Origin of the sequence: Gilliamella sp. Imp1-1 (assembly GCF_001690415.1) — a bacterium.
GTDB lineage: Bacteria > Pseudomonadota > Gammaproteobacteria > Enterobacterales > Orbaceae > Gilliamella > Gilliamella bombi.
On record NZ_LZHK01000124.1, the window covers coordinates 1 to 22,370 of the forward strand.

Annotated in this window: 24 protein-coding genes, 3 pseudogenes and 1 riboswitch; of the genes and pseudogenes, 10 read left to right on the plus strand and 17 right to left on the minus strand. The window is 34.7% G+C overall.

Annotated elements, in window-relative coordinates; genetic code table 11:
• The 5 genes and pseudogenes from A9G38_RS10015 to ppdD form a co-directional block, all read right to left on the minus strand.
• A pseudogene (locus A9G38_RS10015) lies at window positions 1-269 on the minus strand (HTH domain-containing protein); the annotation flags it as partial.
• Between the two features lie 115 nt (window positions 270-384).
• On the minus strand, window positions 385-1,134 hold the full coding sequence (locus tag A9G38_RS10020; RefSeq protein ID WP_051634201.1) for a prepilin peptidase: 750 nt from the start codon (window positions 1,132-1,134) through the stop codon (window positions 385-387).
• Entirely contained in the window at window positions 1,134-2,309 is a 1,176-nt protein-coding gene (locus A9G38_RS10025) for a type II secretion system F family protein (RefSeq protein ID WP_051634200.1), read from the minus strand. Before A9G38_RS10025 ends, A9G38_RS10020 begins: the two co-directional genes overlap by 1 nt.
• A complete protein-coding gene (locus tag A9G38_RS10030; protein ID WP_051634199.1) occupies window positions 2,306-3,415 on the minus strand; it encodes an ATPase, T2SS/T4P/T4SS family in 1,110 nt (369 codons plus the stop codon). Before A9G38_RS10030 ends, A9G38_RS10025 begins: the two co-directional genes overlap by 4 nt.
• Before the next feature lie 39 nt (window positions 3,416-3,454).
• Window positions 3,455-3,886 (minus strand): prepilin peptidase-dependent pilin, encoded by a 432-nt coding sequence (ppdD, locus tag A9G38_RS10035; protein ID WP_034911395.1) that lies wholly within the window; start codon window positions 3,884-3,886, stop codon window positions 3,455-3,457.
• Between the two features lie 199 nt (window positions 3,887-4,085).
• Here ppdD and ampD point away from each other — a divergent pair.
• Window positions 4,086-4,634, plus strand: a pseudogene (gene ampD / locus A9G38_RS12955) (1,6-anhydro-N-acetylmuramyl-L-alanine amidase AmpD); the annotation flags it as partial.
• A 21-nt stretch (window positions 4,635-4,655) separates the two neighbouring features.
• Window positions 4,656-4,964, plus strand: a pseudogene (locus tag A9G38_RS12960) (YqcC family protein); the annotation flags it as partial.
• A 73-nt stretch (window positions 4,965-5,037) separates the two neighbouring features.
• On the opposite strand, the gene mltG reads toward A9G38_RS12960, so the two are convergent.
• The 3 genes from mltG to A9G38_RS10055 form a co-directional block, all read right to left on the minus strand.
• Complete coding sequence (gene mltG / locus A9G38_RS10045) at window positions 5,038-6,060, minus strand: endolytic transglycosylase MltG (RefSeq protein WP_034911392.1); 1,023 nt, start codon at window positions 6,058-6,060, stop codon at window positions 5,038-5,040.
• Window positions 6,061-6,068: 8 nt separating this feature from the next.
• Window positions 6,069-7,154 (minus strand): alanine racemase, encoded by a 1,086-nt coding sequence (gene alr / locus A9G38_RS10050; protein ID WP_034911389.1) that lies wholly within the window; start codon window positions 7,152-7,154, stop codon window positions 6,069-6,071.
• A 206-nt stretch (window positions 7,155-7,360) separates the two neighbouring features.
• Window positions 7,361-7,690 carry a nitrous oxide-stimulated promoter family protein gene (locus A9G38_RS10055; RefSeq protein WP_034911385.1) on the minus strand — a complete coding sequence of 110 codons (330 nt, stop codon included), beginning with the start codon at window positions 7,688-7,690 and terminating at the stop codon, window positions 7,361-7,363.
• A 70-nt stretch (window positions 7,691-7,760) separates the two neighbouring features.
• Here A9G38_RS10055 and A9G38_RS10060 point away from each other — a divergent pair, with 70 nt between their 5' ends.
• Window positions 7,761-8,591 (plus strand): shikimate 5-dehydrogenase, encoded by an 831-nt coding sequence (locus A9G38_RS10060; RefSeq protein ID WP_034911381.1) that lies wholly within the window; start codon window positions 7,761-7,763, stop codon window positions 8,589-8,591.
• 61 nt (window positions 8,592-8,652) lie between these two features.
• Here the strand turns inward: A9G38_RS10060 and ycaO are convergent, their stop codons facing one another.
• Window positions 8,653-10,419, minus strand: coding sequence for a 30S ribosomal protein S12 methylthiotransferase accessory factor YcaO (gene ycaO, locus A9G38_RS10065; protein WP_034911377.1), 1,767 nt, complete (start codon window positions 10,417-10,419; stop codon window positions 8,653-8,655).
• Between the two features lie 118 nt (window positions 10,420-10,537).
• Between ycaO and A9G38_RS10070 the strand changes: the two genes are divergently transcribed.
• The gene (locus tag A9G38_RS10070; protein ID WP_051634198.1) at window positions 10,538-10,894 is read left to right on the plus strand and encodes a DUF4282 domain-containing protein; all 357 of its coding nucleotides are present in this window, start codon (window positions 10,538-10,540) and stop codon (window positions 10,892-10,894) included.
• Window positions 10,895-10,998: 104 nt separating this feature from the next.
• Here A9G38_RS10070 and tsaD read toward each other — a convergent pair whose 3' ends face one another.
• Genes tsaD through coaE form a run of 4 tightly spaced genes read right to left on the minus strand, consistent with a single transcriptional unit; the run spans window position 10,999 to window position 13,617 of the window.
• Window positions 10,999-12,024: a tRNA (adenosine(37)-N6)-threonylcarbamoyltransferase complex transferase subunit TsaD gene (gene tsaD / locus A9G38_RS10075; protein WP_034911373.1), complete on the minus strand. Its 1,026-nt coding sequence runs from the start codon at window positions 12,022-12,024 to the stop codon at window positions 10,999-11,001.
• A complete protein-coding gene (gene yacG, locus A9G38_RS10080) occupies window positions 12,024-12,239 on the minus strand; it encodes a DNA gyrase inhibitor YacG (RefSeq protein ID WP_034911369.1) in 216 nt (71 codons plus the stop codon). Before yacG ends, tsaD begins: the two co-directional genes overlap by 1 nt.
• 29 nt (window positions 12,240-12,268) lie before the next feature.
• Entirely contained in the window at window positions 12,269-13,006 is a 738-nt protein-coding gene (gene zapD, locus A9G38_RS10085; protein WP_034911364.1) for a cell division protein ZapD, read from the minus strand.
• Between the two features lie 5 nt (window positions 13,007-13,011).
• On the minus strand, window positions 13,012-13,617 hold the full coding sequence (coaE, locus tag A9G38_RS10090) for a dephospho-CoA kinase (RefSeq protein ID WP_034911360.1): 606 nt from the start codon (window positions 13,615-13,617) through the stop codon (window positions 13,012-13,014).
• 253 nt (window positions 13,618-13,870) lie between these two features.
• On the opposite strand from coaE, the gene lexA reads away from it, so the two are divergent.
• On the plus strand, window positions 13,871-14,497 hold the full coding sequence (gene lexA / locus A9G38_RS10095; RefSeq protein WP_034911355.1) for a transcriptional repressor LexA: 627 nt from the start codon (window positions 13,871-13,873) through the stop codon (window positions 14,495-14,497).
• An 81-nt stretch (window positions 14,498-14,578) separates the two neighbouring features.
• On the plus strand, window positions 14,579-14,953 hold the full coding sequence (locus tag A9G38_RS10100; protein WP_034911352.1) for a hypothetical protein: 375 nt from the start codon (window positions 14,579-14,581) through the stop codon (window positions 14,951-14,953).
• Window positions 14,954-15,080: 127 nt separating this feature from the next.
• On the opposite strand, the gene hisM is transcribed toward A9G38_RS10100, so the two are convergent.
• The 4 genes from hisM to clpB form a co-directional block, all read right to left on the minus strand.
• The gene (gene hisM, locus A9G38_RS10105; RefSeq protein WP_034911348.1) at window positions 15,081-15,800 is read right to left on the minus strand and encodes a histidine ABC transporter permease HisM; all 720 of its coding nucleotides are present in this window, start codon (window positions 15,798-15,800) and stop codon (window positions 15,081-15,083) included.
• A gap of 6 nt (window positions 15,801-15,806) precedes the next feature.
• Window positions 15,807-16,490, minus strand: a complete 684-nt coding sequence (locus A9G38_RS10110; RefSeq protein WP_034911345.1) for an ABC transporter permease — start codon at window positions 16,488-16,490, stop codon at window positions 15,807-15,809.
• 3 nt (window positions 16,491-16,493) lie between these two features.
• A complete protein-coding gene (locus tag A9G38_RS10115) occupies window positions 16,494-17,282 on the minus strand; it encodes a lysine/arginine/ornithine ABC transporter substrate-binding protein (protein WP_034911343.1) in 789 nt (262 codons plus the stop codon).
• Between the two features lie 427 nt (window positions 17,283-17,709).
• On the minus strand, window positions 17,710-20,277 hold the full coding sequence (clpB, locus tag A9G38_RS10120) for an ATP-dependent chaperone ClpB (RefSeq protein WP_034911339.1): 2,568 nt from the start codon (window positions 20,275-20,277) through the stop codon (window positions 17,710-17,712).
• A gap of 285 nt (window positions 20,278-20,562) precedes the next feature.
• A riboswitch (PreQ1 riboswitch) is annotated at window positions 20,563-20,608 on the plus strand.
• A 3-nt stretch (window positions 20,609-20,611) separates the two neighbouring features.
• Here clpB and queD point away from each other — a divergent pair.
• From queD to A9G38_RS12660, 4 genes are all read left to right on the plus strand, one after another.
• Window positions 20,612-21,034 carry a 6-carboxytetrahydropterin synthase QueD gene (gene queD / locus A9G38_RS10125; RefSeq protein ID WP_034911334.1) on the plus strand — a complete coding sequence of 141 codons (423 nt, stop codon included), beginning with the start codon at window positions 20,612-20,614 and terminating at the stop codon, window positions 21,032-21,034.
• A gap of 2 nt (window positions 21,035-21,036) precedes the next feature.
• Complete coding sequence (locus tag A9G38_RS10130) at window positions 21,037-21,651, plus strand: 7-carboxy-7-deazaguanine synthase QueE (RefSeq protein WP_051634197.1); 615 nt, start codon at window positions 21,037-21,039, stop codon at window positions 21,649-21,651.
• A gap of 107 nt (window positions 21,652-21,758) precedes the next feature.
• Window positions 21,759-22,073 (plus strand): DUF1176 domain-containing protein, encoded by a 315-nt coding sequence (locus A9G38_RS12655; RefSeq protein ID WP_080702326.1) that lies wholly within the window; start codon window positions 21,759-21,761, stop codon window positions 22,071-22,073.
• Between the two features lie 27 nt (window positions 22,074-22,100).
• Window positions 22,101-22,340 carry a DUF1176 domain-containing protein gene (locus A9G38_RS12660; protein ID WP_034911326.1) on the plus strand — a complete coding sequence of 80 codons (240 nt, stop codon included), beginning with the start codon at window positions 22,101-22,103 and terminating at the stop codon, window positions 22,338-22,340.
• Window positions 22,341-22,370 lie beyond the last annotated feature (30 nt).

A 22,370-nucleotide genomic window follows, 5' to 3' on the forward strand; every position in this document is an offset into this window, starting at 1 on the left:
TAGCGTTTAGCTTGCCGTCTTAATTTATCTTCAATCGATTTTTCGACTTTAACCAGACGTTTAATTCCATAACGAATGGTTTTATAACGTTCATTCTTACTGGTTAAAGGCACAAAAAGCTTCAATTGGGCTTTCTTTTGTACATTATAAATGGTAGGCCGACTGACCATAAAGCGTTTTGCCAAATCAGTGACCGTTATTTTTTCTTTATGATATAAGCGCCATATCTCATGTCTGTAATAAGGCGTTAGTTTTTTATGTATATTCAATACAGTACTGTATCAAATTACTGTAAACAATGCTAGTAAATCCTACAATTTATGCACTTTTAACACTTATTGATTAACAATAAATTGATTAAAACACCTATTTTCCTGAAACTTTTTAACAGAAATAATAAATCACATAACCAGAAATTAATAAGAAAGGGCCAAATGGAATAACTTTTGATTTTGGTTCATTGATCACATATCGCAAAAAAAGAGAATATATAATCCCCAATAGGGAAGCAAAAAATAATAACATTGGTAATAATGTATAAGGCAACCAAGCACCAAGAGCGGCAAGCAATTTGATATCGCCTCCCCCTAATCCCTGTTTTTTAAATACCAAATAAAATAAAGTAGCAGGTATTTTTAATAATAGATATCCCCAGAAGATACCTAGCAAAGCATCGGTTAAAACGATATTTGCCATATCAAAATAGGCAAGCATTACACCTGTCCACATTAATGGTTGGGTAAAAAAATCTGGCAATAAATAATATTTAAAATCGATTAAAGCTAAAAGCAAAAAATAACAACCAAGAATCATTAAAATGCCGCTTTGATAATTGATGCTTTTATCAATATAAATAAAAGTAAATAAAACAGCGACAAATAATTCAACAATAAGATATTGGCATGAAATATTGGTATTGCAGTAATAACAACGTCGTTTTAATATTAACCAAGAAATAATCGGTATCAATTGCCAAGCTTTAAGTTTACTATGACAATGTGGGCAAGCAGATCGATGAAAACAAATTCGACATAAATATCGGTATGGTGTTAGTGTTGGCAAATAACGATAATAAGCAACATAAACAAAACTACCGATACAAAGACCTAAATAGATAATAATAAATACTAACATTAGTGAATTACATCGCCCATTTGGAATATCGGTAAATACATAGCTACAATTAAACTGCCAATAATTAAAGACAAAACAAGCATTAATAATGGCTCGAATGCTTGTGATAAATTATCGGTTAAGGTTTGATTTTGTTCTTGATAATAAATTGCTAATTTATCGAGCATTAAATCTAGTGTGCCTGATTCCTCCCCCACATGAATTAACTGTGAACATAAATTAGGAAAGTATCGTTGCCCATGCAATACATGGCTAAATGGAAGCCCTTGCTCAATGCCTACAATAATTTGAGAAATACTATCACGATAAAGACAATAGCAAGTAGTATTAGCCGCCGCAGTTAAACCAGCTAATAATGGTATGCCAGCTTTTTGAGTGATTCCAATTGTTTGAAAAATCTGAGTTAAGCAAGTGGTTTGAATAATTTTTCCAATAAAGGGAAATTTTATTACTATCATTTCGATTTTACGTCGATAACGCACTTTTAAATAGCGTTGATAACAGAAATAACTAATAAAAAAGACGATACACCAAATTAACCAGCTTTGTTGTAAATAACTCGAAAAATCAATAACTCCTTGTGTAAAAGCTGGTAGTTCAGCATCGAAATTTTGATAAATATCGGAAAATTTTGGTAAAACGAATAATAACATTACCAAACTTGCCATCATTGCAATCAATAATAAAAATAACGGATAACGCATTGCCTTTTTTAGGCTTTTTTGCAGTTTAATTGATTTTTGAAGCAATAACGATAATTGTTCAAAACTTTCATCGAGCTGCCCAGTTAGTTCACCTGTTGCAATAATCTCACAATACAAAGAGGAAAACACCGATTGATGTTGCTGCAATACTTGAGATAAAAATTCGCCTTTAGCGACTTGTTGTTTGATATCAAGTAACAAATATTGCCAATGCGGTTTAGCTTGTTCTTGAGCAAGCAATTGTAATGTATCAATAATAGACAAACCTGCTTTTAACATAGTCGCTAATTGTTTGGTAATCATCAGTAGATCTGTACGATTAAAACTATGTGCAGTAATAATTTTACCAGCTTTAATCTTAATGGCAATTTTACCTTGCAATAATAACAGTCTTTTAGCTGCCTGTGTTGATTCGGCAATAATTTTGTGTTGATTAAAATCGACATCATACCAATAATAGAGCCGTTTCATACTGTATCACCCAAGACTCGATTTAATTCAGCTAACGTTGTCATACCCTGCTTCACTAATTTTTGCCCAGCTTTTTTTAATGAAATCATATTTGAGGATAAAATAGCTTGATTTGCTAAGATTTGTTGTTGAATTTCGGGGGTGATGACTAACAACTCGTATAGTCCAATTCTTCCTTTATAGCCACCAATACAATTAGAGCACCCTGAAGACAAATAATGTGTTACATGTTCATTACCAAACATAACCAGATCATTCGCTACTACCTTACAGTGTGAACACAATTTTCGAACTAACCGCTGAGCAATGATTAATTTTAAACTTGATGATAATAGATAATTTTCTATACCCATTTGCTTTAATCGTGTTATTGCCTCGACACTTGAATTAGTATGCAATGTAGATAATACTAGATGCCCTGTTTGCGCAGCTTGAATGGCAATTTCGGCGGTTTCACGATCGCGAATTTCGCCGATCATCATTACATCAGGATCTTGCCGTAGTAAAGCACGCAATACAATAGCAAATGTTAAGCCAGCCTTGAGATTAATCGCAGTTTGATTAATACCCTCTAGAGGAATTTCAATGGGATCTTCGACACTACAGATGTTACGTTCGGTTTTATTTAACCGCTTTAATCCACTATATAACGTCACCGTTTTACCGCTTCCTGTTGGACCTGTAACTAAAATCAATCCTTGTGGGTAGTCTAAAATTTGTTTGAATGTTAACAGATCTGCATCCGTTAACCCTAAATCATTAATGGTTAATTCAGATTCATGATTATCCATTACTCTTAAAACAATTTTTTCGCCATTCATTACAGGCAAAGTGGAAATACGCATGGTATAACGATCAATAATGAGTTGACCATCTTGCGGTAATCGATGTTCAGCTATATTTAGTTGAGACATGATTTTTAATCTTGCTGTTATCTGTTTCGCTAATGCAAGTGGGGGTGATAACATATCGTGCAAAACACCATCAATGCGCATACGAATACGATAGCTATGTTGGTAAGGCTCAAAATGAATATCCGAAGCACGCTTATCTAATGCTTCAAGTAACAATTTATCGATACTTTCAATTAACAGTTCTTCTTGCATAAAGGTGATTCCTTATTCGTCAATTATAAAATACAAACATTAGAATTTAAAAATATCTTCACAAGCACTGGTTAAACTGGTATCACTTGGCGATGTAGTACAAACTCGGCTCCAATCTAAATTGCCATTTGTAGCATTGATTGTTGGTGTTAGTGTAGTAGTTAACCCTGTTAAGGCGCTGGTTCCAACCAAGGTAATAACTCCGTTATTAACCGTAATAGAGGTAACATAATTTGATGTTCGACTCGCTGGTACGCCATTATTACCATTACTACAATTGGTTAAGCTACCTTGCTCTACAGCACAAATTTCGACAGCTGTTTTATACGAAGTCATCGTTTGTAACATATCGGTTAAGGCAGCTTTTTTTACATATCCTTGATAAGCTGGAACGCCGATAGCGGCTAAGATAGCGATAACAATAATAGCAATCATAAGTTCAAATAACGTAAAGCCCGATTGATTAGACATAAATACCTCTATTTTTAGTCAATGATTTAATCTAAGAGCCTTTATAGCAAAACAAAAAAATGGAATAATAATGAAAAAGTAAGATTAGAAAGTAAAATCCTTAATGTAGTTAATTATTACGTTGTATGTTCAATTTTTGCGAAGCAAATCGCAAAATAGACAAATCCATACATCGGTTTATCAAATAAGTGGAGTCACTATGTCCCTAAAAATTGTTAATGGCTGGTTACAAGGTATAAAGCAAGTTGTTTCGCCTTTTTATAATGAACGACCTATTAATAAACCGATATCACTACTTGTTATTCATAATATAAGCTTACCGCCCAATGAATATGGAGGTCCTTATGTTGAGCAATTATTTACTGGTCGGCTCGATCCCAACCAGCACCCGTACTTTGCTTCGATTCATCAACTTGAAGTATCAAGCCATCTGTTTATTCGACGTGATGGTGAAATTATTCAATTTGTTCCATTTGATAAACGTGCCTGGCATGCAGGAAAATCAGCATTTGAAGGGCAAGAAAATTGTAATGATTTTTCGATCGGCATCGAAATGGAAGGATGTGATAGCGATAATTTTACCGAACAACAATATCAGCAATTAGTAAACGTTACGTTATTATTACAACAAACTTATGCCATCAAAGATATTGCTGGGCATAGCGATATTGCTCCAAATCGAAAAACAGATCCTGGCCCCTATTTTGATTGGCTACATTATCAGAATTTATTAACACAAAAATCGCAAGGGCAAAAGCTACTAAATCAACTTGACCAAATTATTGAGGAATTACAAAAAATCGATTTATGGCAAACTATACCGCCAAATCCCAATGCATTTTTAAGCCAAGAACCTTTTGCTATCGATACCATGCAAGCACACGAATGGTTACAATGGATTTTTATTCCACGTATACAAGCAATGATTGACGCCAAAACAAATTTGCCCAAATTTGCCTTACACCCTTATTTTGAAGAAGCACTAAAAGAGCAAGAACAAGATGTTAATCATCTACTTTACCTAATTAAGCAACTTGATGATTTGTCGCAACTTAATTATGAAAAATTACCGCATTAATATGCGGTAATAATTAAAGTTAACAAACCTGAAAAAATGCTCAGGTATAGTATTGATTTTATTTAATTTTTATTTAATTTCCACTACTATTCATTCGACGATACTCATTAACTGCTTGCTGATGGTTACTGTAAGTTCTTGAGAATGTATGTCCACCTGTTCCATTCGCCACAAAAAACAGATAATTGGTTTTAGCTGGGTGTGCTGCAGCTTCGAGCGAGGCAATGCTTGGCATTGCAATTGGAGTTGGTGGTAATCCTTCAATAACATAAGTATTATAAGGATTTTCAGTATCGGTCAAATCAACGCGCCTAATAGTACCTTTATAGTCATCACCTAAACCATAAATAATGGTGGGATCAGTTTGTAACTTCATTTTTCTTTTTAGACGATTAACAAATACCGAAGCCACATTTGCCCGTTCAGAACTAATGCCGGTTTCTTTTTCAATAATTGATGCAATAATAAGGAGTTCATAAGGCGATTGGTAAGGAAGATCCTCATCGCGATTGTCCCAAATTTTTTGCAGATTACTTTTCATCGTCATATGTGCACGTTTTAGAATATTAATATCTAAAGTATCTGCGGTATAAAGATAAGTATCAGGCGATAACCAGCCTTCAATCGATCCTTCAATGCCTAACAACTTAGCAATTTCTTTATCTGTTTTTCCAACTAAGGTTTGCTCAATGTAAGGAGCATTTTGAATAACATTCAACCAATCTTTAGCACGTTTACCTTCCACAAACTGAATTGAAAAATTGCTTTCTTTGCCCGACACTAATAATTGCAAAAACTCTTCAACAGTCATATGCGGATGTAATTGATAAGTTCCTGCTTTAATGGATCTTAATGAGGGTTCTAATTTACATAAATAAGGAAGCAAATATGCCCTTTCGAGCAATTGGCTTTCTTTAACTTGCTCAACTAACTGATGCATGGATGTGCCTTTTTTCAAAACAAACATTTGATTTCCGGCAGTGACTTGCATCTGTTGTTTAGAAAACTGCTGCAAAAAGTAATAACCAATACTGATCGAGCCACCAACAATTAATATAAGGGTAAGTAAAGTGTATAAAAATATTTTTTTAATCATAACTAAATTTATCTACTATAATGAATTTTTGCGCGTGAAGTTAAGCGCGTTATTAATTCGTAAGCACTAATTCCTGTGTGCTTTGCAATTTCTTCAACGGGAAGTCCAGGTCCCCAAAATATGACTTCGTCACCGGGTTTTTCAAGGCAATTTATACCTAAATCAACCACAATCATATCCATTGAGACGCGACCTACAATTGGTACTTTTCGCCCATTAATCAATACAGGGGTATTTTCTGGAATATTTCGTGGATAACCATCACCATAACCCATTGCAACCACACCCAGTTTAGTATCTTGCTGACTACACCAAATTTGACCATAGCCAACTGATTCACCTTTTTTGTGTTTTCGTACTGCAATTAATTCAGATTTAAACGTCATCGCGGGTTGTAGCTCAGCAATAGGTTCATCAAAAGGTGAAACACCATATAAAGCAATACCTTGACGCACAACATCTCGCTGAGCTTTTGGCCAGGCTAATATACCGCCTGATGCAGCAATCGAGCGTTTGCCAATAAGTGATTTGTCATCAATTGAATTAATAAACTCATCAAATAGTTCTATTTGCTTTAACGTTTTCTCTGAAGAGAGATCATCAGCCGAACTAAAATGACTCATAATATTAATTGGTTTGCAAACCACTGAACAACTAGCCAAACGATAAAATTCTTCTTTTGCTTCATCAGGACAAAAACCTAAACGATGCATCCCTGTATCAAGCTTAAACCATGTGGTAATTTGATCTTTACGGAAGGATGTTTGCAATATGTCAATTTGCCATTTGCTATGAATAGCTGGTTGAACGTTAAAATCAATAAAATAATCTAAATCATCATGCGGGAAGAAACCTTCCAAAGCCAGAATCGGTGTGTTAATACCATTGTTTCGCAATTGCATAGCTTCGGTAAGGCGCGATACACCAAAATAATTCACTTTATCATGTAATAATTGAGCAATCTCCTCACTACCGTGTGCATAAGCATTGGCTTTTATAATCGCAACTAGTTGACTATTTGGAGCCATTTTTTTGAGATACTCAACATTATGAATAACTGCTTGACGATTAACTTCAACAACTGCAATAGACATTTCTTTAATCCAGACTCTTATCGAACCATTATTTTAAATTCTGTTTCTAATAATAACAAATTTTTTACAGTATACAAATCGGTGGAAATTTTAGGCTATTACGGAAATTAGTATTTTTAATCAATAGAATATACTAAACCATAATTTTAACTTTATGACGAGTTAATATTTGTTTTGTCATAGTAAACGTTAATAATGGTAATGACTTACCTACTCACCAAGTTTTTATAAAGATGCCTTAATGCCATTGTAGGATAATAAATTAACATTCTTGGACCAGAAAACCGCATTACCTGTTTAATTTTTAATTTATAATCTTTACGATAACAATGTTTAGGGCAACGTTCACATGTCGTTTTTTCTTCACCAAAACGGCACATTGTTAAGCGTTGCATAGCATATTGCAACAGGTCGTTGCATTCCTCACATAACTGATGATGTTGGCTATGATGTTGTTTAAAGCAATATAAATAGATCATTGCTCTTACTGTTGCTTTTTCTTGCTGTATTTTAGGACCGTTATTGTTTGCAACCATAATTACATACACGTTAATTAAGAAAGTGGTAAAATAAAATCATCTAATATGATCACAAGGATTTGTTGTAATGGCAAGAATTATCAATAAAGACACAACTGTTTGCATGTCCCTTTCAGCAAGACCAAGCAATTTTGGTACTCGCTTTCATAACTATTTGTACGAAAAACTCCATCTTAATTACTTATATAAAGCCTTTACTACCAATAATTTGAAAGATGCGATTTATGGCATTAAGGCCTTAGGTATTAGAGGTTGCGCCATTTCAATGCCTTATAAAGAAGCTTGCATTGAGTTTATTGATGAATTAGATGACTCGGTAAAATCTATTCAATCGATAAATACCATTGTTAACACCAACCATCATTTAAAAGCTTATAACACTGATTATATTGCCGTTGCTAAACTCATTGTAGAAAATAAGATTGATAATACAACACCATTTGTATTAAAAGGCAGCGGAGGCATGGCTAATGCGGTGATCGGAGCTTTTTATGATGCGGGATTTAAAAATGGTATTATTGCCGCACGTAACCAACAAAAAGGCGAAGCATTAGCCAAACGATATGGCTATAAATGGGTAAAGGATGAGCAAGAAATATTGCCACATCAAGCCAAATTGATTATCAATGTTACCCCAATTGGTATGCTTGGTGCTATTGAGTCTGAGGCGCTTGCATTTCCCACAACTATGATAAAAAATGCCGATATTGTGTTTGATGTAGTTGCCCTTCCCGTTGATACTCCCATGATAAAATATGCCCAAAAGATAAATAAAATCATTATTTCAGGTGCTGATGTTGCTGTTTTACAAGCGCTTGAACAGTTTGTGTTATATACCGGTGTAACCCCGAGCGATGAGTTAGTAAGGCAAGCAGAAGAATTTGCAAGGCAAGGTTAAATAAAGTTATTCATTCCACCGTGTTCACCGGTGGAATTTAAATAAAATTTAAGTTAATAATTTATAACATTGTCTGATGCAATTTATTATATACAGCTAATAATTTTTGGTGCATATCAAACTGTTCTAGATTGTTATTGGTCTGTTTCTCGATTTTCGTATAATTAGCTAAACCAAAAAATGTTTTGTCACCATTAGCGTATTGCCACATATCATCAACACAGGTTTTACCATACATTTTATTAAATGCGGCTTGATAGTTATTAAACTGTTTTTTGTCTCGTTGTAAAATAAAATTAACTAATGTCTGTAAACAACGATAAGCATGATTGCGCGATGGCGTGAATATAGACTCGTTCATTTCAATCGTCCAATCAATCCACTGTTGTGCTTGTATTAAGTCTTTGCCTGCCAATGCCAGCATTGCTTTTAACTCGCCAACGCGAAGAGTTAACCAAGCATTATCGTTACCTGTTGCTATGCCTAGCAGTTCGCGAATTCGAGCATAATCATCAAGCCCTTCATCATCAAGCTGTTCAATAATTGCTAGGTACTGTTTAGCTGTACGTTTTTGGTAAGGTAATGACAAAATAAGCTTTCGTAATCCAATAGCCATATTGCTATTGGCAATTATAAGATCTTCAGGAGGATAAATTTCAGACATACCAACGGCTAGAATTCGGCAAGCATAAACACCAAGGTGTTCGTAGTCCATAATTAACACTTCAGTTTTATGGTGGGTAAAAATAGTCATCAAATTTGCAAATTCTTGGTCGGTTGTACCAGAAAAGTCCCAATCGAAAAATTCATAATCTGCTTGTTCATTAAATAGATCCCATGAAATCAAACCGCTCGAATCAATAAAATGCGTTTCTAAATTACTAAGATCAGCAATATCATCATTATCAAAACTTGGAGGTGAAAACACATCAAGATCTTTTAAACTGCGTCCTTGTAGTAATTCTGTTACTGTTCTTTCAAGCGCAACGCCAAAATTTGGATGCGCGCCAAATGAGGCGTAACACGTTCCATTTTGTGGATTAAATAACACTACACAAATAACCGGAAACTCTCCACCCAATGAGGCATCAAAACAGTAAAGCGGAAAGCCTTCGCTTTCAAGCGTATCAATTGCAGATAAAACGGTTGGGTAACGGTTAATCACTTCAGTTGGGATAATTGGTAAGCTAATGCCTTCAGCTATAATCTTATTTTTAGTATAACGCTCAAAAATTTCAGATAACCCTTGTACTCGGGCCTCATTACAAGTATTACCGGCTGACATACCATTAGAGGCATATAAATTAGCAATTAAATTAACTGGCACATAAATAGTTTGTTTATCAGACTGCTGTTCAAAAGGTAAAGCGCAGATACCTCGATCACCATTACTTGATTGTAAATCAATTAAATCTGTTGCACTCAATTCATGATCAGGATCATAAAACTTAAGCAGTTCTTTGGATAATAGTCCTTTAGGTAGTGAATTATCTTCAGGAATAGTGAACCATTTTTCACTTGGATAATGCACAAAATCGGCATTCGCTATTTGCTCTCCTAAGTAAAAATCTGAAAAAAAGTAATTGGTTGATAATCGCTCAAAATACTCTCCTAAAGCCGATGCTAATGCCGCCTTTTTGCTTGCGCCTTTACCATTAGCAAAGCACAGAGGACATTTAGTATTTTGAATATGCACTGACCACACATTAGGTACTGGATTTAGCCAAGAACTTTCCTTTACTTCTAAATCATATTTTGCTAATTGCTGCTGAAAATAGTTGATCGAATCTTCAAGGGAAGCATCTTTACCAGGGATATAAGTTTTCATAAGTTAATCTCAAAATAATTTTATGTTATAATTGTTGTGCTTTTCAAAATTTATCACTTTATACGCAAATATAAAAAAATAGAAGTAATAAAATCAATCCAACTAAAAAGGAAATAAAATGAACAAAAAAATAGACTTTAAAGGCTTTACCATTAAAGACTTATTCTTCTTTGATAAAATGTTAACACCTTCTTGTATCACTATCGTGTATTGGATCGCATTATTACTTATTGGAATTAGTGCGTTCTCTATGATATTAGGTAGTTTTGCTGCATTTACTTATAGTTTTACTATGGGTTTAGTTGCTTTTTTCACCGGTATTGTTACCTTAGTTGTGGGCTTTATTTCAACTCGCATTGGTTTTGAATTAATTTGTGTACTATTTAATATTAATCAAAATATTCAAAAATTAGCTAATGAAAAGACCAATTCAGAAAAACAAGAAGAATGTTCTGATACAGATCCTATTAATTAATATCGTTTATTTAACTATATAGCATTAAAAATGCGGGAACAAATTCCCGCATTTTTATTTTTCATGTAATTTTAATTTACATGTTGTCAAATCAAAATAATCAGTTAACCAACATTAAGATCGCTAAGAGGCCATCTTGGTTTAACACTAATAACTAAATCTGAATACTGCCTCTCTTTTAAATGAATCATACCAGCATAAGCAATCATGGCACCATTATCGGTACAAAATTCGAGCCTTGGATAAAAAACTTTTCCTTTTCGTTGATGCATCAACTCAGTCAATTTAGTACGCAGTGTTTTGTTAGCACTTACCCCACCAGCAACTACTAAATTTTTAAATCCAGTTTGTTCAAGTGCTCGTCTTACTTTAATCACCAATGTATCAACCAAAGCATCCTCAAATGCTCTAGCAATATCTGCTTTAGTTTGTGGATCAATAATATTATTATCACTATGCTGATGAATCATATTAGCTGCGGCTGTTTTAAGGCCTGAAAAACTAAAATCAAGCCCAGGACGATCAGTCATTGGCCTAGGAAAATGGAATCGCGCTCCACAACTCTGTTCAGCCAATTTTGATAATTTTGCGCCACCGGGATAATCTAAACCAAGCAATTTGGCTGTTTTATCAAAAGCTTCTCCTGCAGCATCATCAATTGATTCGCCAATAAGTTCATATTTACCAATACCAGTTACACTAATAAGCTGTGTATGCCCTCCTGAAACTAATAATGCAACAAAGGGAAATTTAGGTGGATTATCTTCAAGCATCGGCGCAAGTAAATGGCCTTCCATGTGATGAACTGCAACAGCTGGTACGTTCCAAGCATAAGCAAGCGATCGTCCAATTGATGCGCCTACCATCAAGGCTCCAATCAATCCCGGACCAGCAGTATAGGCAACCCCATCAATATCTTGTGCGGTTAAATTAGCTTGTTTTAAAGCTGCTTGAATTAATGGCACGGTTTTACGAATATGATCGCGTGATGCCAGCTCTGGCACCACACCACCATAATCAGCATGTAATTTAATTTGTGAATAAAGCTGATTTGCAATTAAACCATTGACATCATCATAAATGGCAATGCCAGTTTCATCACATGAAGTTTCAATACCAAGGATCTTCATTAATGTCTACCTACAAAATCAGCAAAGTCTTGTTCACTCCATAGATCTTGTTCTGTTATATCTTTATCGGGAATACGATATTCTTCGGTTGCCCAATCACCTAAATCGATAAGCTGGCAACGCTTACTGCAAAATGGACGATAAAGACTGGTTTGACTCCATTCAACTTCTTTTTGACAAGTTGGGCACTTAACAAATGTAGTATTTTTATTCATTTCAACTCTTTTTTAATAACATTATTCAATCAACAACAGGCTAATTCAAATTCAATTTCATCAGTATTGACGTTATCGTAATTCTCAAGTGCTAAAAAGCGAATACTATAACGCGACAAATGACCAGATACTTGAGGATATACATTTTTATCTAAAGAAATTCGAATACGAATCAAATTAACATCACCATTTGTTTCTTGAAAAAAATTATTGGTATAAACAAATGGTCTAAATTCCCCTAACCGTCGAATTAATTGCATATAACATGTTAGAGATTTATCAAGTATTGATAAGTGTTGTAACCAATTTTTTATTTGATTATAACGCCTTTCTTGTGAAATTCTGAGCCATAAATGAAACGAAGGCAAGTCAAAACTACAACATCCCCCCGGAATCATTAAACGTTGACGAATGGCTGTAATAAATCGATCATCTTTTAATGGTTGTCCTAAACGTCCAATTGTATTAAATTGGACGATAAAATCATCAAATTGCTGAATCAGGTCATTGAGTAAATCATGATCCACGCCTTCGACATTTAACCACAAGATTAACTTTTGTTTTTGCGATTCAAGCTCTTTAACCAAATCACCTTTAATATCATTACGCTCAATAATCTCTAACAATTCAGACAATGCATGAAAAAAAATCAACGCACTATTGTCATTAAAATGACAATGTACATTTAATTGATTTAATAAAAATTCAACTCGAAGCCAAGTGCGCATTTTTTCATTTAATGGATGTTCAAAAATAATATTATTCATCTATTCTAAATCTTACTTTTAAAGCTATTTAAATATTGTTGATGCAATAGATTAACTTGTGTTGTTAGCGACAGCAAATTACCGTCATTAACTATAATATCATTAGCATAAGATAAACGTTTCTTTAAAGATACTTGTGACTGTATCATCTTTTTAGCTAATGATTCACTAACATTATCCCTTTTTACTAATCGTTCCAATTGTAGTGAAAATGGGGTATCAATTATCAGCACACGATCAGCCCAAGTATGCAAATTGTTTTCAATCAATAACGGCACAACCCAAATTAGATAGGTTGTACTTTGCATAGCAATTTGTTTTTGGGTTTCTTGTTGAATGATGGGATGCAATAAATCATTAAGCCAAAGCCGTTCATGATCATTATTAAAAATAATTTCACGAAGCTGACTACGATCAAGTTCACCATTAGCAAGCAAAATTTCTTGGCTGAAATGCTTAACAATTTGGTTAAACGCATAGCTACCTGCGTGCACAACTTGCCTTGCTATAATATCTGCATCAATAATAGGCACGCCTAATTTGGCAAACAAATCAGCAATAGTGCTTTTACCGCTGGCAATACCACCACTGAGCGCAACAACATAAGGCATAAAGCAAATTCCAATCCAACAAAAAATTGCTTTATTATAACATATATATAAGTTGATTAAATAATACTAATAAGGAGAAAGATTCAGTTGTTAATTAACTATTGCATTTCCAGAATAATTCACAAAATTAGCGCATAATAACCCCCCCCCATAAATTAACCACCAATTGAAAAATAAATTAAATAAAACAGTTGTTTTATATTATTAGCTGTATATAATCACATGTATCTGTATATAAAAACAGGAATATGTAATGAGACCGTTAACTGATCGCCAACAACAGATTTATGATTTAATAAAAAATAACATTAAAACTACCGGTATGCCGCCCACACGTGCTGAAATTGCTCAAAAATTGGGATTTAGATCTGCTAACGCAGCCGAAGAGCATCTGAAAGCTTTAGCTAAAAAAGGCGCAATTGAAATGATTGCCGGCTCATCGCGTGGAATTCGCCTTTTACTTGAAACACCTATTGAGCCAAACGAACAGGAAGGTTTACCGCTTATTGGACAAGTCGCGGCTGGATCGCCAATATTAGCGCAAGAGCATATTGAAAGCCATTACCAAGTTGATCCTTCACTATTTAAACCTCGCGCAGACTTTTTATTAAGAGTGCAAGGTATGTCAATGAAAGATATTGGTATATTTGACGGTGACTTGTTGGCTGTACATAAAACCCAAGACGTTAAAAATGGACAAGTTGTTGTAGCTCGTATTGATGATGAAGTTACGGTTAAACGGTTGTCGCGTAAGGGCAAGCATGTACATCTACTTGCCGAAAATGCCGAGTTTTCGCCAATCAAAGTTGATCTAGAACACCAAAATTTTGCCATTGAAGGATTAGCGGTCGGTATTATTCGTAACGGATCTTGGATGTAAGCAAACTCATAGACGCAAGTATATAGAAGTATAGCCAAAGTTAGTATAAAATAGCATTCAACTAACGTGTGGGAGATTACTATGTGGCTATTTTGGTTATACGAATTTTTAGGGTTTATAGCAGTTTTATTACTCGTTTTTGGGTACTGCCGTTTTAGAGGGATCGGTTTTTGGCTTTTTACTTGGAAACATCTAAAATGGGTTGCTTTAGCTGTATTAATTACTTGGTTAGGTATTGCATTACTTTGTCGCGTTGATTTATATAATGCAACTCACTGTTATTTTAGAGGGGAAAGTATGCGAGCTAACACAAAATATTCTATCTTTTTAGGCGAGTGCCAAGTAGAAACGCCTAGCGGCAGTTATGTTCCTATTGAACGAGCTAGAGCATTACCTGGCTCAAGTCACCATGATGATGATACCGACTCTACAAGCGATTTTTATCCTATAAATTAACATGTTGTCAAATCGACAAACAACCAAAATCCGGCAAATGTCATTACAATTGTCGGATTTTTTATTTTGAAAGATCAATAAAATCATAAATAAATTGCAAAATAATCTGTTTGTTTGAATCAAATTATTAATTGTTTTGCTTACTAGCCTGCTGAAAAGCCAAATAACGTTGCTCCAACTTTCTAAAACTAAAAATCAACATAAAGCTCACACAAAGATAAATCACAGCTGCAATACCAAAAGCATGAAAAGGTTGATAAGTTTCAGCATAAATATCGCGTGCAATCTTCATCACATCTGGCACAGTAACAGTAAAAGCCAGTGCAGTTGAATGCAACATAAAAATGACCTCGTTACTATAAGCTGGCAATGCAATACGAAATGCTCTTGGAAAAATGATATAACGATAAAGTTGAAAACGATTAAAACCAAGTGCTGTCGCAGCTTGAATTTCGCCATTTGGCACATTCCGCATAGCTCCAGCAAAAACTTCAGTAGTATATGCGCAAGTGTTTAGGGTAAAGGTTAACACCGTACAATTTAAACCACTTTGAAAAAAATCTCCTAACCAAGCATTATTTTTAACCACACTTAAGGTATATATACCAGTGTAAATAATCAATAACTGCACATATAAAGGCGTACCTCGAAAAATATATGTAAATAGCCAAATAGGTAATTTAATCAGTTTATTTTGCGCGTTTCGCCCTACCGCTAACACTAGCGACAAAATCCCCCCCATTAGAACCGATAAAATCAAAATCCACAGCGTCATCGCAAGACCAGTGATATTATAACCATCGGTCCATAGTAGTGATTGCCAATATTGTTGAATAATTTCTAACATGAGTTCTTATAATTTAGTTTTGGTAATGCCAATAGAATAATACCGCTCAAGCCACCATAAAATGATATTAGATATTGATGTAAAAAACAGATAAAACGCCGCAGCAATCAAAGCAAATAACAAAGGTTGGTACAGAGCTTCGCCTGCATTTTTAGTAGCTTTGACTAAATCCGATAACCCCAATAACGACACTAATGCTGTAGCTTTTAACACCACTAACCAATTATTAGCAATACCTGGCAGGGCAAAGCGCATCATTAAAGGAAACATTACATACCGAAACACTTGCACTTTACTTAAACCAAGCGCTGTTGCTGCCGCTAAGGTGTTTCTAGAAACCGCAAGATAAGCTCCTCTAAAAGTTTCGGTAAAATATGCCCCATAAATAAAGCCTAACGTAATAATACCAGCGATTAAAGGATCAACTTCAATAAAAGGAGCGTTAAAATAATCAGTTATATTATTAACCAAAAACTGCAAGCCAAAAAAGATTAGCATCATCAACACTAAATCGGGTACACCTCGAATTAACGATGTATAAGCCTGACAAAGCACATTACATACTTTTGAATGACTCAGTTTACCTAATGCACAAACAATACCAAGTATCATGGCCAGTAGTAGCGATGTCAATGCTAAAATAATAGTCAACCATGCACCTTGACAAATTAAAGAAATATACCCCTGCATGGTTTATTTTTTATTACCGTACACATTAAAATCAAAATACTTATTGTTGATTTTTTGGTAGGTGCCATCAGCTAAGAGGTCTTTTAAAGCTAGGTTAAAGGCTTCGCGCAACTCATTATCATTTTTACGAAAACCAATTCCTACTCCAACATCAAAGTAGTTCGCATCGGTTAGAGCATCACCAGAAAAAATAAAACCTTTACCTTGTGGCTGTTTTAAAAAGGCATAACTGCCTGTGACTTCATCTTGCAATGCCGCATCTAAACGACCTGCCACTAGATCAGAAAATACTTGTAACTGATTTTGATAAGGCACTATAACTACACCGTTCGGACGCCACATTTCGTTGGCAAAATGTTCTTGCGATGTACCTTGCTCAACACCAACACGCTTACCTTTCAATGACTCAGCATTAGGCATTAAATTAGTACCCTCTTTAACAATCAAACGTGAATAAGTCATAAAGATTTCGTCAGAAAAAGCGATCTGTTTTTTACGTTTTTCAGTCATCATTAGCGAAGACGAGATAATATCAATCTTTCTTGATAATAACGACGGAATCAACGCATCGAAGTCGGTCGATTGAAAAGTACATTTAATATTGATCTTTTCACACAATGCTTTCGTGATTTCAATGTTGAATCCAGTAACTTCACCATTAGCATCAATAAAATCAAAAGGCGCATAGGACGTATCCGAACCAACTTTAATCGATTCAGGTAAGGCAGCATAACTTGCCATTGGCAAGCTTAAACAACCGAAAATAACTAATTTTTTTAATAAATTTTTCATGTTTAATCTTTCCTTTTTTATTTATGGCAATAATATAACGTGTTCTAAGGTAATTTTATAATAAAAAAAAGTTATTATTGTGGTATGTAAAATTAGAATTACTTAATGGCAAAAACGCTAGACAAAATAGTTAAAGTTGTTACTTTTAACAACTAATAAAAGCTAGTTTGATTGAGCTTTGGTTGCAAAATTTTGAAAACGGTTTTAAAAAAATTTTGTCAAAAAGTTTCAGATAACTATATGTTAAAGTATAAAATGAGTTGTTTAGTTGGGTTCAGGTTTGTGTTGTTGTTATTTTATTCATCAGACATCCATTTTGCGAAAATAATGTTTGTCTGATTAAATTCTAAGTACTATAGGTAAACTAAATTGTATCAAGCATAAAAAACCGACCATAAAGGTCGGTTTGTCTTTTGAAGTTTTATTACTATTGAGCTTCAATGTTGCCGCCAACTAAATCTAGATGAATAGTTTTACCTGGGACTAATTTACCTGACAGTATTTGTTGTGCCAATGGGTTTTCGATCTCTTGTTGGATCGATCGTTTTAACGGTCTTGCGCCATAAATTGGGTCAAAGCCAACCTTAGCTAACTGTTCAAGTGCCGCATCCGAAATATCCAATTGGTAACCACGTTCTTCTAAACGTTTTTCAACGTGTGCTAACTGAATTTTTGCAATCGCTTTAATGCTTTCTTGACCTAATGGGTGGAATACCACTGTTTCGTCAATACGATTGATAAATTCTGGTCTAAAGTGTTTGGTTACAACCGTCATCACTAGAGATTTTATTTCGTCATAACTTAGTTCAACTTGACCTTGAATTAGGTCAGAACCTAAGTTTGATGTCATAATTATGACAGTGTTACGAAAATCAACTGTGCGACCTTGACCATCTGTTAAGCGCCCATCATCCAATACTTGCAGTAAGATATTAAAGACATCTGGGTGTGCTTTTTCGACTTCATCAAGTAAAATTACTGAGTATGGTCGTCGTCTAACTGCTTCGGTTAAATACCCCCCTTCTTCATACCCAACATAACCTGGAGGTGCACCAATTAAGCGAGCAACGGAGTGTTTTTCCATAAACTCTGACATATCTATACGCACCATAGCATCTTCGCTATCAAACATAAAGTTAGCCAATGATTTGCAAAGCTCGGTTTTACCGACACCAGTTGGTCCTAAGAATAGGAATGATCCAATCGGTTTATTTGGATCTGAAAGCCCTGCTCGGCTACGTCGAATCGCATTTGCAACCGCTAATACTGCTTCATTTTGACCTATTACACGTTTATGTAAGGCATCTTCCATGTGCAATAGTTTATCTTTTTCGCTCTCAAGCATTCTAGAAACTGGAATACCTGTCGCTTTAGATAATACTTCTGCAATTTCGTTATCGGTCACTTTGTTACGCAATAACTTCATGGTTTTGCCTTCTAACTGCGTTGCTGAAGCAAGTTTCTTTTCGAGCTCTGGAATTTTGCCATATTGTAATTCTGACATTTTGTTCAAGTCGCCAGCTCGACGAGCTTGCTCTATTTCAGTACGTGCCTTTTCTAGTTCTGCTTTGATGTTTTGAGTCCCCGAAACAGCTGCCTTTTCTGACTTCCACTCTTCTTCAAGTGAAGCATATTCCTTTTCTTTTTCAGAAAGTTCATCATTTAACATTTGTAGTCGCTTTTTACTCGCATCATCAGATTCTTTTTTAAGCGCTTGTTGTTCAAGTTTAAGTTGAATTATGCGCCTTTCAAGTCGATCTAAAGATTCTGGTTTTGAATCCATTTGCATACGAATACTTGATGCGGCCTCGTCAATTAAATCAATCGCTTTGTCAGGTAACATGCGATCAGAAATATAACGATGCGATAATGTAGCCGCAGCTACGATTGCCGGATCGGTTATTTGCACATGGTGATGCAGTTCATAACGTTCTTTTAAACCACGCAAAATAGCGATAGTATCTTCAACTGTTGGTTCGGCAACATATACTTTTTGGAAACGACGCTCTAACGCAGGATCTTTTTCAATATATTGACGGTATTCATCAAGCGTTGTTGCTCCCACGCAGTGTAATTCACCACGAGCTAATGCGGGTTTTAACATATTACCAGCATCCATTGCTCCATCGCTTTTTCCTGCGCCAACCATGGTATGGATTTCGTCAATAAATAATATAATGCGACCTTCTTCTTTTGCTAAGTCTTTAAGCACGGCTTTTAGGCGTTCTTCAAATTCCCCTCGATATTTGGCACCAGCAATTAATGCCCCCATGTCTAATGATAAAACGCGTTTATGTCGTAATCCTTCAGGGACTTCACGGTTAACAATACGTTGTGCTAATCCTTCTACAATAGCAGTTTTCCCTACACCTGGTTCCCCAATTAATACTGGATTATTTTTAGTACGACGTTGTAATACCTGAATAGTTCGACGGATTTCTTCATCACGACCAATAACAGGATCAAGCTTACCTTGTTCTGCTCGTTGAGTTAAATCAATGGTGTATTTTTTAAGTGCACCGCGTTGATCTTCTGCATTAGGATCGTTCACGTTATCGCTACCTCTTACTTGATTAACTGCTTGGCTAAATTTATCTTTATTAACACCTGATCTTTTAAGAAGATCGCCTAAACTGCCCTTATCTTCTAAAGCGGCTAATATAAAGAGTTCTGATGAAATATAGCTATCACCGTTCTTTTGGGATAATTTATCGCAAAGATTTAATACTCGAACAAAATCTTGCGATGGAATAACATCTCCACCCACACCTTGAACTTGGGGTAATCGGTCAATAGCTTGAGCTAATTCTTGTTGTAAATTAACAATATTTGCACCTGCTGCAATCAATAAAGGCATTACACTACTCCCTTCTTGATTAAGCATGGCTGATAGGACATGCACAGGCTCTATATATTGATTGTCTTTACCTAATGCCATTGACTGCGCATCAGCTAAAGCTTGTTGAAACTTATTTGTTAGTTTATCTAACCTCATAGTGTTTATCTCCTGAGCAATAAATTTGGATTAAACGCTTAACACATTTAATCCATTTGCATGTGATCTAAATGAGTGTTGCAACCTAAATTTCAAGAGCAAAGTTAAAATATTTTTTACAAAATTTATACAACAAGATTATCAAGTATGTAAGAATTAATTGACATAAAAATAAAGCTGTTTGCAATTCAAGCAATTACATCTAAATTTCGTTTTAAGATATACTGGTAAGATGACAAATTCACTTTTATCCCTTATATTGTTACCTTTATTTTGTTAGGTTCGCTAACCGTGGTTCGTAACCCATCCCACGAAAAAAAACTAGGAATATAAAATGTTCAAAATAGCCAAAGAGTTTCAATTTGATGCTTGTCACATGTTAGATGGGCACAATAAAAAGTGTCATAATCTGCACGGACACACTTATCGCCTATTAGTTGAAATTAGCGGAGAGCTTATTGATAACGGCTCAAGCCAAGATATGGTGATGGATTATGCCGATTTAAAGCTAATAGTTAAACAACATATTGTCGATCCGTTAGATCACGCCTATCTTTACTATCAACATAACCCTAATGAGTGCCGTATCGCGTCGTTACTACAAGAAATGGATCGTAAAATTTTTGCCTTTCCATGTAGAACCACCGCAGAAGGAATGAGCAAATTTATTTTTGATTGCTTATCGCAATATTTGCCTGTTTCGATGATCAAAGTATGGGAAACGCCAACTTCGTATTGTGAATATCATCGGAGTTAATGATGATTGAATTTCGTATTGTTGAAATCTTCGAATCCTTACAAGGCGAAGGTTATAATACTGGCATGCCTGCCGTTTTTATTCGTTTTGCAGGATGCAATTTAAATTGCGCCTGGTGTGACACTAATTTTCGCAAATTTACTCGATTCACGTTAGATGCTTTAATGACTAAAGTGGGCGAATATAAAAGCAAAAATATTATTATTACAGGTGGCGAACCGACAATGGTTAAAGCGTTACCTGAATTGCTTTTGCCACTTAAAAAAGCGGGTTATTTTATCGCCATTGAAAGCAACGGTCTTGGTAAAGTCGATCCGCTTATTGATTATATTGCGCTAAGCCCTAAATTTTGTTATCAGTCACGCTATCAAAAAATAGCACAACCAATAGCAAATGAAGTACGCATAGTAGCCGAAAATCACTGCAATTTTATTCCTTTTTGTCAATATATTGAAACTCATATCCAAGCCAAACACTATTATCTATCACCTTGTGAAAAAGATGGTGCATTTAATATGTTTGAAACGATAGATTTGTTAGGTAAAATCAACCAAAATCGACTGAATAATAAATGGCTTTTGAGTGTGCAAAGCCATAAGTTTGCCAATATAGAATGATAATTAGGACTAAAGAGAACTAATTAAATATTCATAAAATTAAAAAGTTTCATTAATTTTAATTAAATAATTATTTAATCTATAATAACCTCATATAAACTACTTATATGGAATTAACTGTCATGCGTTTTTGCTATTGTTTTTTGCTAACTTTGTTTACAACTCCAGTTATAGCTTGGGATATAGTTTGTGATAATACTTTAACTTGTCGTGTTATAGAATATAGTGATATATCTGATAAAGAAGTGATAAAATCGTCAATACTATTCAAGCGAAAAGCGGGAGCTAATCAGCCAGTTGAAATTTATGTTAGAACAAAAAATAACAAAGAAGAAAATGAAGAAGATATTGAAATTAAAAACACTCAACAATTGGATAATTCATTGGCTGCATTTATTAATCAAGAGTATTTAGGCGAATAAAAAGAGATACAAAATAATATTTATCAGTTGTCACAAAACCAAGCTACAAAAATTATTCAAGCGTTTACAAAAAATGAGAAAGTTATATTCCGTAACAATAGAAGTCAATCATCCTATACCAATGGCGGATTTTATGATGTCATGTTGACAATGGACAAAAAACAAGGATGGGTTGGTACAACTGGCGCAGTTATAGCACATGGTAATAAAAATGAATCAAACGTTTATGCACCAATACCTGTACCAACTATAAAAAAAGTAAAGTAATTGATCCAGAACAAAGTCAAGAACTTAATA